The organism is Exiguobacterium sp. s6 (genome assembly GCF_018618155.1).
Taxonomy (GTDB): Bacteria; Bacillota; Bacilli; order Exiguobacteriales; family Exiguobacteriaceae; genus Exiguobacterium; species Exiguobacterium mexicanum_A.
This window is the reverse complement of record NZ_JACSLN010000001.1, coordinates 1,641,548-1,653,089: the sequence shown is the minus strand read 5'-3', so window position 1 is coordinate 1,653,089 and position 11,542 is coordinate 1,641,548. Positions and strand designations below refer to the sequence as shown.

Annotated in this window: 13 protein-coding genes; all 13 read left to right on the top strand. The window is 53.9% G+C overall.

What is annotated here, in order from left to right:
• Positions 1 to 2: 2 nt before the first annotated feature.
• The 13 genes from trmFO to KNP75_RS08505 all read left to right on the top strand — a co-directional run bounded on the left by trmFO (position 3) and on the right by KNP75_RS08505 (position 11,540).
• Positions 3 to 1,310 carry an FADH(2)-oxidizing methylenetetrahydrofolate--tRNA-(uracil(54)-C(5))-methyltransferase TrmFO gene (trmFO, locus tag KNP75_RS08565; protein ID WP_251128219.1) on the top strand — a complete coding sequence of 436 codons (1,308 nt, stop codon included), beginning with the start codon at positions 3 to 5 and terminating at the stop codon, positions 1,308 to 1,310.
• Positions 1,311 to 1,496: 186 nt separating this feature from the next.
• Positions 1,497 to 2,378 (top strand): tyrosine-type recombinase/integrase, encoded by an 882-nt coding sequence (locus KNP75_RS08560; RefSeq protein ID WP_052090099.1) that lies wholly within the window; start codon positions 1,497 to 1,499, stop codon positions 2,376 to 2,378.
• Positions 2,379 to 2,389: 11 nt separating this feature from the next.
• Positions 2,390 to 2,938, top strand: coding sequence for an ATP-dependent protease subunit HslV (hslV, locus tag KNP75_RS08555; protein ID WP_214752711.1), 549 nt, complete (start codon positions 2,390 to 2,392; stop codon positions 2,936 to 2,938).
• Complete coding sequence (hslU, locus tag KNP75_RS08550; RefSeq protein ID WP_214752713.1) at positions 2,935 to 4,305, top strand: ATP-dependent protease ATPase subunit HslU; 1,371 nt, start codon at positions 2,935 to 2,937, stop codon at positions 4,303 to 4,305. Before hslV ends, hslU begins: the two co-directional genes overlap by 4 nt.
• Before the next feature lie 37 nt (positions 4,306 to 4,342).
• Positions 4,343 to 5,122: a GTP-sensing pleiotropic transcriptional regulator CodY gene (codY, locus tag KNP75_RS08545; RefSeq protein WP_016508279.1), complete on the top strand. Its 780-nt coding sequence runs from the start codon at positions 4,343 to 4,345 to the stop codon at positions 5,120 to 5,122.
• A gap of 274 nt (positions 5,123 to 5,396) precedes the next feature.
• Positions 5,397 to 5,765, top strand: coding sequence for a flagellar basal body rod protein FlgB (flgB, locus tag KNP75_RS08540; protein WP_034777185.1), 369 nt, complete (start codon positions 5,397 to 5,399; stop codon positions 5,763 to 5,765).
• Positions 5,766 to 5,767: 2 nt separating this feature from the next.
• Positions 5,768 to 6,196, top strand: a complete 429-nt coding sequence (gene flgC, locus KNP75_RS08535) for a flagellar basal body rod protein FlgC (RefSeq protein WP_034777187.1) — start codon at positions 5,768 to 5,770, stop codon at positions 6,194 to 6,196.
• A gap of 13 nt (positions 6,197 to 6,209) precedes the next feature.
• The gene (gene fliE, locus KNP75_RS08530; protein WP_034777189.1) at positions 6,210 to 6,494 is read left to right on the top strand and encodes a flagellar hook-basal body complex protein FliE; all 285 of its coding nucleotides are present in this window, start codon (positions 6,210 to 6,212) and stop codon (positions 6,492 to 6,494) included.
• Positions 6,495 to 6,515: 21 nt separating this feature from the next.
• Positions 6,516 to 8,084 carry a flagellar basal-body MS-ring/collar protein FliF gene (fliF, locus tag KNP75_RS08525; RefSeq protein ID WP_214797027.1) on the top strand — a complete coding sequence of 523 codons (1,569 nt, stop codon included), beginning with the start codon at positions 6,516 to 6,518 and terminating at the stop codon, positions 8,082 to 8,084.
• 5 nt (positions 8,085 to 8,089) lie between these two features.
• Positions 8,090 to 9,097: a flagellar motor switch protein FliG gene (gene fliG, locus KNP75_RS08520; protein ID WP_034777193.1), complete on the top strand. Its 1,008-nt coding sequence runs from the start codon at positions 8,090 to 8,092 to the stop codon at positions 9,095 to 9,097.
• Positions 9,081 to 9,803: a FliH/SctL family protein gene (locus KNP75_RS08515; protein WP_215190218.1), complete on the top strand. Its 723-nt coding sequence runs from the start codon at positions 9,081 to 9,083 to the stop codon at positions 9,801 to 9,803. Before fliG ends, KNP75_RS08515 begins: the two co-directional genes overlap by 17 nt.
• The gene (gene fliI / locus KNP75_RS08510; protein ID WP_034777197.1) at positions 9,790 to 11,109 is read left to right on the top strand and encodes a flagellar protein export ATPase FliI; all 1,320 of its coding nucleotides are present in this window, start codon (positions 9,790 to 9,792) and stop codon (positions 11,107 to 11,109) included. Before KNP75_RS08515 ends, fliI begins: the two co-directional genes overlap by 14 nt.
• On the top strand, positions 11,106 to 11,540 hold the full coding sequence (locus tag KNP75_RS08505; protein ID WP_034777199.1) for a flagellar FliJ family protein: 435 nt from the start codon (positions 11,106 to 11,108) through the stop codon (positions 11,538 to 11,540). Before fliI ends, KNP75_RS08505 begins: the two co-directional genes overlap by 4 nt.
• Positions 11,541 to 11,542 lie beyond the last annotated feature (2 nt).

Below are 11,542 nucleotides of genomic sequence, written 5' to 3'. Positions count from 1 at the left end.
CTTTGCAGCAACGTGTAACTGTGATCGGAGCGGGCCTCGCCGGCTCCGAGGCGGCTTGGCAACTCGCGAAGCGCGGGATTCAAGTCGATTTGTATGAAATGAGACCGGTGCGAAAGACGCCGGCACACCATACGGACCAATTCGCGGAATTGGTCTGCTCGAACTCGCTCCGGGCGAACGGGCTCCAAAATGCGGTCGGTGTCTTGAAGGAAGAGATGCGTACGCTCGACTCGCTCATCTTGAAAGCGGCGGATACGGCGAGCGTACCGGCCGGCGGTGCTCTCGCCGTCGACCGTCACGACTTCGCAGGATTCGTGACCGACACGTTGAAAAACCATCCGAACGTGACCGTGCACAACGAAGAGATCACGGCGATTCCGGACGGGATCGTCATCATGGCGACCGGGCCGCTCACATCGCCTGACCTTTCGGCTTCGCTCAAAGCGTTCACTGGTGAAGACTATTTGTACTTCTACGACGCAGCCGCTCCAATCTTGGACGGCGAGACGATCGACCGGGACAAGGTGTACTTGAAGTCCCGTTACGATAAGGGCGAAGCGGCCTACCTCAACTGTCCGATGACGGAAGAGGAGTTCGACTTGTTCTATGACGAACTCGTCAAAGCCGAAGTCGTCCCGCTCAAAGAGTTCGAGAAAGAGATTTACTTCGAAGGTTGCATGCCGTTTGAAGTACTCGCCCAACGCGGCAAGAAGACGCTCTTGTTCGGACCGATGAAGCCGGTCGGCCTTGAAGATCCAAAGACGGGCAAACGTCCGCATGCGGTCGTGCAATTGCGGCAAGATAACTCGGCCGGGACGCTCTTCAATTTGGTCGGTTTCCAGACGCACCTGAAGTGGGGCGAACAGAAACGAATCATTCAATTGATTCCAGGTCTTGAGAACGCCGAGATCGTGCGTTACGGTGTCATGCACCGGAACACGTTCATCAACTCACCGAGCCTCTTGAAACCGACGTATCAGGCCCGCACACGCGACACGTTGTTCTTTGCCGGCCAGATGACCGGTGTCGAAGGGTATGTCGAGTCGGCGGCCTCTGGTCTCCTCGCCGGGATCAACGCGGCGAAGCTGATCGCTGGGGAAGAGCTTGTCGTCCTCCCGCGTGAGACGATGCTCGGTTCGATGGCGCACTACATCACGACAACGGACGGGAAACACTTCCAACCGATGAACGCGAACTTCGGTCTCGTGCCGTCGCTTGAAGACGCTCCGAAAAAGATGAAGAAACAAGAACGTTACGAGCGCTACGCGAACCGTGCCCTCGAAACGATTGAACAGTATAAAGAGATTTAAGGGAAAGGAGCCATTTTTTGGCTCCTTTTTGATGAATCTAAATTTCAATTGTGTAATTTGTACAACACTTTGAAAATTTTCAGATTATTGAAGAGGTATCTATTGTCACCTCTGACTGTGTATGCTATGCTAATTTCGATTTGACGGGAACATGCGTTTTTAAGCTGAAAACGAGGAGGCGAGAGGATGAGATTCGTTGACGATCAACAATCGTTTTTGCGCTATTGCCAAGTCGAACGCCGACTGTCTCCTCATACAAAACGCTCTTACGAGCAGACGCTCGACCAGTACGCCGTTTATTGCCAATCGACACATCAAGATCCTTATGATGTGCAGTCGGCGCGGCGTTATTTATATGCTCTTTATGAGGCAGACACCGCCACGACGACGGTCGCCCAAAAAGTATCGTGTCTCAAACAATTCGGGAAATTTGTGGCACGTGAAACGGGCGGTGAACCGTTGTTTCATGGTTTGACGTCACCGAAACGGCGAAAGTCGCTACCGACGTTCGCCGTGCCGAGCGAGGTCGAACAGCTTTTGAAGGCAGCCGAAGGGCAAGACGACCCATTCCTACGGGCACGTGATGTCGCAATCGTCGAGATGTTGTACGGGACAGGCATGCGTGTCGCCGAGTTGTGCGGCATGGACGTGTCGTCCTACGATGCGGGCCTCGCGTTCGTCCATGTCGTCGGGAAAGGGAAGAAAGAACGTTACATCCCAATCGGGCAGTTCGCCATCGAGGCGCTCGACCGTTACTTAGACATGCGGCAAACGTGCGCGACGACTCAGGAAACGGCATTATTTCTCAGTCAAAAAGGGAATCGGGTGACAACGGACCAAATTCGCTACGTCATGAAGCGACTCCGGAAGCTGGGAGGCCTTCACAAGCCGTTGACGCCACACTCACTCCGTCACAGTTTTGCGACGGACCTGCTCGAGCGCGGGGCGGACCTTCGCGCCGTCCAGGAACTGCTCGGACACGAGTCGCTCTCCACGACCGGACGTTATACCCACGTCTCGACCGAGCGTCTGCGAGCGGTCTATCAAGCTACACATCCGAGAAAGTAGGAGGTCATCAGATGTTTCATGCAACCACGATTTTCGCGGTCCGCCATAACGGACACGGCGCGATGAGCGGAGACGGACAAGTCACGTTCGGGAACGCCGTCATCATGAAAAACAAGGCCAAAAAAGTACGACGTCTTTATGGCGGCAAAGTCGTCGCCGGATTCGCCGGCAGCGTCGCCGACGCGTTCACCCTTTTCGAAAAGTTTGAATCGAAGCTTGAGATGTACAACGGAAACTTGCCGCGTGCGGCCGTCGAGCTGGCCAAGGAGTGGCGTGGGGATAAGATGCTCCGCCAACTTGAGGCGTTGTTGATCGTCATGGACAGTGATCACTTATTGCTCGTGTCTGGGAACGGGGAAGTGATTGAACCGGACGACGGCATCTTGGCCATCGGTTCGGGCGGGAACTACGCCCTCGCCGCCGGACGTGCCCTCGTGCGCCATTCGCCGGAGAAAACAGCAGAAGACATAGCCCGTGCCGCTCTCGAGATTGCCGGGGAACTGTGCGTCTACACGAACGACCAAGTCATCGTAGAAACGATCGGAGGCGATTCTGAATGAAACGTGAACTGACACCCCGCCAAATCGTAGCGGAGTTAGACCGCTTCGTCATCGGACAGAAAGATGCGAAGCGCGCGGTCGCGATCGCGCTCCGCAATCGCTATCGGCGTCAAAAACTGAGCGCCGACTTGCGCGATGAAGTGACACCGAAGAATATCTTGATGATCGGACCGACCGGTGTCGGGAAAACGGAAATCGCGCGACGGTTGGCCAAACTCGTCGGCGCACCGTTCGTCAAAGTCGAAGCGACGAAGTTCACGGAAGTCGGTTATGTCGGCCGTGACGTCGAGTCGATGGTCCGGGACCTCGTCGAAGATTCGGTCCGTCTCGTGAAGGAAGAGAAGAAAGAGGGCGTGAAAGAACAAGCCGAGGTCGCAGCGACCGAACGCATCCTCGACGCCCTGCAAGGGAAAGCCAAGGTCGAGCCGACCGCATCCAATCCGTTTGAGGCGCTGTTCGGGGGTCAAGGTCAAAAGACCGAGGAACCGACGAGCACACAGTCGTCCGATCGCGCGCAACTGCGCCGCTTGCTTGAACTCGGTGAGCTCGAAGAACGGTTGATTGAGGTCAACCTCGAAGAAAAACAGACCGTCGACCTGTTCCAAGGACAAGGCATGGAAGGGTTATCGAATCTCCAAGACATGCTCGGTCAAATCGTGCCGAAAAAACGGAAAAAGCGCAAACTGCCAGTCCGTGAAGCACGACCGCTCATCGTCGCTGAAGAAGCGGAGAACTTGCTCGACATGAACGAGGTTCATGACGAGGCCGTCCGCCGCAGTGAACAGATGGGCATCATCTTCGTCGATGAGATCGACAAGATTGCGACGAAGTCGCAAGATCACGCAGGTGTCTCGCGGGAAGGGGTCCAACGTGACATCCTCCCAATCGTCGAAGGGTCGACCGTCGTGACGAAGTATGGCCCGGTCAAGACGGACCACGTGCTGTTTATCGCCGCCGGCGCATTCCATATGGCCAAACCGTCCGATTTGATTCCTGAACTTCAAGGTCGGTTCCCGATTCGCGTCGAATTGGGCAGCTTGACCGAAGAAGACTTCGTCAAGATCTTGACCGAGCCGTCCCAAGCACTCATCAAGCAGTACACCGCTCTTCTCGAGTCTGAGGAGATCAGTGTCGAGTTCACGCATTCGGCCATCGAAGAGATCGCTCGTATCGCCACGCACGTCAACCGAGAGACGGACGACATCGGGGCCCGCCGCTTGTACACGATCATGGAGCGTGTGCTTGAGGACTTGTCGTTCGAGGCGGCCGATATGCCGCAGACACACGTTCAAATCACACCGGCTTATGTAAAAGAAAAAGTCGGATCGATCGCGGAAGATCGAGACTTGAGCCAATTTATACTATAAGATTCTGTATGCACATACAGGGAGGAAAATAAGAATTATGAACTTACTAGACAAAACACGCCAATTGAACACGATGCTTCAACAAGAGGCAAGCGCACACGTTGATTTTAAAGAAATGGCGGACAAAATGCGCGAAGTACTCGAAGCGAATACGTTCATCGTGAGCCGTCGCGGCCGCTTGCTCGGTTTCGCGATCAAACAACAGATCGAGAACGAACGGATGAAGGCGTTTTTAGTCGACCGCCAATTCCCGGAGCCTTATGCCTCGAACTTGTTCAACGTGAAAGAGACGACAGAAAACATCGGCATCGACAGTGAATATACAGCCTTCCCGGTCGAGAACCGTGAACTGTTCCTCGACTCGATGACGACGATCGTCCCAATCATCGGAGGCGGTGAACGTCTCGGGACACTCGTACTCGGCCGTCTCAACAATGAGTTCACGGAAGACGACCTCGTCTTGGCAGAATATAGCGCGACGGTCGTCGGAATGGAGATCCTGCGTGAGAAAGCGGCTGAAGCCGAGGCGTCGGCTCGTAAGAAGGCGGTCGTTCAAATGGCGATCAACTCGCTCTCTTATTCAGAGCTCGAAGCGATCGAACATATCTTCGAGGAGCTCGGTGGAAACGAAGGTCTGTTAGTTGCTTCCAAAATTGCCGATAGAGTGGGAATCACACGTTCGGTCATCGTCAATGCGCTCCGCAAATTGGAAAGCGCAGGCGTCATCGAATCACGTTCGCTTGGTATGAAAGGAACGTATATTAAGATACTAAATGACAACTTCTTGTTCGAATTACAAAAGTTGAAATCGAATTGAAATAAAGACAATTCAGTATATGAATTATAGGAAAGTCTATTGAATTAGGACTTTCGACTTATAAAGTCGCTTCCGATACGTCGGGAGCGACTTTTTTTAGTACAAAAGTAATTATTTTCAGAATTCGTCGTAAATTCGACAAAAACAGAAGATAGCATTTACCTGTTTTAACAAAAATATCTTTCAACACTGTTACAGATTTGTTTCAATGTAATAGTAGATTTTCCAAATAAGGTATATACATGCATTCTTTTGGTGAAAGTGAGTGAAACGCATGAATTGGATCGGCACCGACTATCAATTAATGAAGCAAGCGATCAATCATTCGGTCGTAAATCAGAAGGTCATCAGCCATAACCTGTCAAATATCGATACCCCGAACTTCCGGGCGAAACAAGCCGTGTTCGAACAGACGTTGAACAACGAGATGCGTCTCAAATTGGCGGGTGGACGTCCGAGCGAGCGAGCGGCAACGACGATCACGGACCGGGCCGGAGGAGCGATGCGAAGTGACGGGAACAACGTCGACCTCGACTATGAAATGAGCGAGTTGGCCCGGAACCAACTTCAATACGAAGCGATGATGGAACAATTGAACCGCCGGCTCGGCGGACTCAAGACCGTCATTAGAGGAGGACGTTAACGATGGGGATGTTTGATAGTTTTCATATCTCGGCGACGGCATTGACGTCACAGCGGCTTCGGATGGACACGGTATCCGCAAACATCGCGAACGCCCAGACGACACGAGGCAAACTCGTCGACGGAGAGTGGCAACCGTATACGCGGAAAATGACCGTCTTGCAGGAAGCACCGTTTCGACAACAGTTGTCCGCCGTCAGCGGCGGCGTCGAAGTATCACAAATCGTGGAAGATGAAAGCCCGTACAAGCTCGTCTATGACCCGAGCCATCCAGATTCGGATGACCGCGGCTACGTTCAAATGCCGAACGTCGACCTGTTGAAAGAAATGGTCGATTTGATGGGGGCGACCCGGTCATACGAGGCAAACATCGCAGCAATGAACGCCACGAAAGCGATGCTCGTCAAAGCGATGGAAATCGGTAAAGGATAAGGAGTGACAAACGATGCAAATTAACCCGATACAGTTGATCGGTACACAACCGACCGTCACGCCGACGGTAAAAGAGACACCGTCTCAGTTCGGTACGTATTTGAACGAGGCGATGCGCTCGTTGAACGATGTCCAACAAGCGACGAGTTCAGCCCGGGCCGACCTTGCTGTCGGCAAAGCAGATTTACATCAAGTCATGATTCAAAGTGAAGAGTCGTCGATTGCGATGCAACTCGCCATTGAGGTGCGAAACAAAGCGGTCGAGGCCTATCAAGAAATGATGCGAATGCAAGTTTAATGTAGAGGATGACGAGTTGCGATGAATGAAAAGTTAAAAGAACGATTCGGTTCACTGACCGGTTCCCTTCAAACGATGAAGACGAACCGTAAAATCTTTTGGGGCCTCGTCATCGCCGGCGTACTTCTCGTCGCGGTGGTCTTGACCGTCTGGCTGTCGCGCCCGAACATGGCTCCGCTTTATACGAACCTGTCCGCCCAAGAAGCGGGCGAGGTGACGGAGAAGCTGACGGCTGACGGTGTGAAAGCCGAAATTAAAGCGACATCGAACGGCGTGAGTGTATACGTACCGAGCGAACAGGTCGATCAATTGAAAGTCAGCCTCGCGGCAGCGGGCATCCCGAAGTCAGGCGCAATCGACTACAGTTTCTTCAGTGAAAATGCCGGTTTTGGAACGACCGACCGCGAGATGGCCGTCATCGAACGGAGTGCGATGCAGACCGAGCTCGAGCGGTTGATCACACAGATCGAAGGGATCAACCAAGCGAAAGTCATCATCTCGATTCCTGAGAAATCGGTCTTCTTGGCGGAAGACCAGGGCGAGCCGACGGCGTCGATTGTCTTAAATTTAGGAGCAGGTACGAATCTTGAACCGGCGACGGTCAAAGGGCTCTACCATTTGATTAGTAAGAGCGTACCGAACTTGAAACCAGAAAACATCTCGGTCATGGACCAATATTTTACGTATTACGATTTGGACCAAACGACGACGGCAGGAGGATCATCCACCGATCCGCTCGTCTTGAAGCGTCAAGTTGAGAAAGATGTCCGTCAACAGATTCAACAGATGCTTTCCGTCCTCTTAGGAGAGCGGAGCGTCCTCGTCTCGGTTACGGCCGATATCGACACGACGCAAGCGGCAGAAGAGCAGAACCTCGTGACACCTGTCAACGAGGACAGCATGGAAGGGATCGTCACATCGGCCGAACGAATCGCCGAAGCGTACACCGGCGGTACCGGCGCGGCGACCGCGGCGGGCACGGCCGAGAATGACACGGTCAATTTCCCAGCCGCCACCGGCACCGGGGAAGAAGAAAGCGAAAAGAATCATGAAATCATCAATTATGAAGTCAACCGCATCACGAAACAGATTCAAAACGCACCGTACTCGATTCGTGATCTCGGTGTTCAATTGATTGTCGAACCGCCAAACGGGGCGACGACGATTGACCCACAACTCGAAGGTGACCTCGAGACGATGATGTACTCGATTATCCGGACGTCACTCGCCAAGACCGGCGAGGCGCTCACAGAGGCGGAACTTGAACAGAAAGTCGTCGTCGTATCGCGTCCGTTCGCTGAGACGGAAGAAGCGGCTGCGGTCGAACAACCTACCCAGTGGTGGATGTATGCAGCAGCAGCAGGGGCCGTCGTCTTGCTCGCGCTATTGTTCTTCGCGATGCGTAAACGCAAACGTGAACCGATTGCCGAGTCGAACGAATGGGAAGTTCCATATGAAGACGAAGTACCGGACCTCGACCTTGAAGAACGAGGCGAAGGGGCCGTCAAGAAGAAACAGTTGGAGAAATTGGCAGAGAGCAATCCTGAAGAGTTCGCCAAACTTCTCCGTACTTGGATGTCTGAGGAGTGAGTACTGTGAATTACGCAAAACAAGCGAACCGGGAAAAAGCGGCCATGCTCATGATCTCGCTTGGACCTGAGGTGGCTGCGAACGTCTACAAACATCTGTCGGAAGAAGAGATGGAACAGTTGACGTTACAAATCTCGGCCTTGAAGAAAGTATCGTCCGAACAAAAAGAAGCGATCATGGGCGAGTTCCACGAGCTCGCCATGGCACAAAGTTATATCACGCAAGGCGGGATCGGGTTTGCGAAAACGGTGCTCGAGAAAGCGGTCGGAGAAGAGAAAGCGATGGCCCTCATCCATAGGCTCACATCGACGCTCCAAGTTCGACCGTTCGAGTTTGCCCGTAAGGCCGACCCGAAGCAGTTGCTCAACTTTATCCAGAACGAGCATCCGCAGACGATCGCCTTGATCTTGGCGCATCTCGAACCGGTCAAGTCGGGACAAATCCTATCGGAACTCCCGCCTGAGATTCAATCGGAAGTCGCCAAACGGATCGCGACGATGGATCGACTCAATCCGGACGTCATTCACGAGATTGAACAGATTCTCGAGAAAAACTTGTCCCAGACCGATATGCAAGACTACGCCCAGTCTGGCGGCATCGAAGCGGTCGTCGAAGTGCTCAACGGGGTCGATCGTACGACCGAGCGCACCATCCTCGATGCGCTTGAAATTGAAGACCCGGAACTGGCCGAGGAAATCAAAAAACGGATGTTCGTCTTCGAAGATATCGTCACGCTCGATTCACGTGCGATTCAACGAATCATCCGCGAAGTGGCAAACGACGACCTATTGCTTGCCCTCAAAGTATCGTCCGAAGAAGTCAAACAGATCATCTTCAAAAACATGTCACAGCGAATGGTCGAAACGTTCAAAGAAGACATGGAATTCATGGGGCCTGTCCGGTTGCGTGACGTTGAAGAAGCGCAAAGCCGTATCGTCGGCATCATCCGTCGCTTAGAAGACGTCGGAGAGATCGTGATCAGCCGCGGCGGAGGAGATGACATCGTTGTCTAACGTGATTAAACGCTATTACGCGACACCGCTCGAACCGCAACGGATCGACTCGAAACCGTTTCTTGAGCCGGTATCGGTGGAGCATTACGACCAAGAAAATGAGCAGTTGGAACAAAAGCGTGAACAACTCCGGTTAGACGAAGAAGCGCTTCAGAGTCGCCGTGCCTCGATAGAACAGGAACTCGCGGTGCTGAGAGAGGAAGTGTTGACGTCAGCCCGACAAGAAGGGTTTGACGCAGGGTTTGACCACGGTAGACGGGAAGGCAAGGCGGAGTACGACGAGTTGACGACGCGGCTGAACACCGTCGCCGTCGAACTTGAACAACTGTTCGATACGAAGTGGCGGGACGCGGAGCGACAACTCGTCGCCCTCGCCCTCGAGGTCAGCGCCCGCGTCACAACAGAGCTTGTCCGGAAAGATGAGGCGCTGTTCGCCGACCGGATTCGAGAACAGTTGCTCCGTCAGCTCGACGCCGAGTCGTTGACGGTGTACGTCCATCCGACCCGTCTCGCTTCGATTCAACGTTTCGATTCGGAGTGGGCGACACCAGACGGTCCGCCTTTGAAATATCGGGCGGATGCCGGTTTGAGCGAGACGAGCGTCCGGATCGAGACACCTCACCACGGTGACGAACTCGATTTGACTTACAGCTTTGAACGCATCCAATCCAAAATCGAGGAGGTTTTGGCCGATGGCGCTTATTGACCACGTCCTTCAGTCGATCACGGCATCCGCCGAGGACGAATACGTCCGGAAAGTCGGCCGGGTCTGTCGAGTCGTCGGACTGATGATTGAATCGACGGGGCCGAGCGCTTTTATCGGAGAGCGCTGTCTGATCGAACTCCCGTCCGGCCAACATGTCGAGGCGGAAGTCGTGGGATTCAATGAGGCCCGCGTGCTCCTCATGCCTTACGGGGAGACGACCCAAATCGCTCCGGGCTGTATGGTCAAAGGGACGGGTCGGATGCTCCAAGTCCCGGTCGGTGACGAACTGATCGGACAAGTGCTCGATGGTCTCGGCCGTCCTTTGTCCGGTGAAGCAGTCACTCCGGGAAAACGCTACGATGTCCTTCGGAAGCCACCGAACCCGCTCGAGCGACCGCGGATTTTAGATGTCTTGTCGACCGGCGTCCGCGTCATCGACGGTCTGTTAACGGTCGGTAAAGGGCAACGGGTCGGGTTGTTCGCGGGTTCAGGAGTCGGGAAGTCGACTCTGCTCGGGATGATCGCCAAACGCTCATCGGCCGACATAAACGTCATCGCTTTAATCGGTGAACGTGGCCGTGAAGTGAAAGAGTTCATCGAGAAAGAGCTCGGACCAGAAGGGATGGCCCGCTCGGTCGTCATCGTGGCGACGAGCGACCAACCGCCTCTCGTCCGATTGAAAGGGGCTTATACGGCGACGGCCATCGCTGAATACTTCCGGGACCAAGGCAAGGAAGTCGTCCTCATGATGGACTCGGTGACCCGCTTTGCCATGGCGCAACGGGAAATCGGTCTTGCGACCGGTGAACCTCCGACGTCAAAAGGGTATACCCCATCCGTGTTCGCGATGTTGCCGCAACTGTTGGAACGAAGCGGTACCGCTGTGACGGGCTCGATCACCGCTTTTTACACTGTCCTTGTCGACGGGGATGATATGAATGAACCGATCGCAGACGCGGTGCGAGGCATACTGGACGGCCACTTCGTCATGGACCGTTCGCTCGCGAACCGTGGCCAGTTCCCCGCGATCCACGTCTTAAAGTCGATTAGCCGTGTCATGAACCAAATTGCGGGGCCGATGCACCGTGAGGCCGCCCAAACGTTCCGCGGCTGGTTGGCGACGTACTTGGACGCCGAGGACTTGATCAATATCGGGGCCTATAAAAAAGGGACGAACCCGGCAATCGATACGGCGATTGAGCAATACCCAGCGTTATTGACTTTTTTAAAGCAATCCATCGAAGAAGAGGCCCCGCTCGAGCAATCGCTCGAACGTTTGGCCAAGATCGTGCGAGGTGAACCATGAACAGACTATTGTTAGAACGCATCATGCCAATCGCGGAACATGAGAAAGAAGAGTCCGCGACGGAGATGAGACAACAGAAAGCACGGTTCGAGACGGAGATGGAGGCGCTCTATCGGCTCGTGTTGACGTACGAGTCGCTTATGAAGAGTCAAGATGAACAGGATGGCGTCATCGACCTGCTCATGTCGCAATATCGTGAGCAGACACGCGAACGGCTGAAACGTCAAATCGAGACGCAACAGCTCGTCGTCCAGCAGGCGCGCAATCGGTACCATCTGTCACAAGAGCGCTTGCTCGGAAAAGTCGTTGAGGAAAAGAAATATGTAACGCTGCATGAAAAAGTCAGTCAACATGAAGTGGCTGCGACGAAGCTCATCGAGCAACATTTCATCGATGAGCTGGCAGTGATTCATCACGGGAAAGGGAAGTAAAC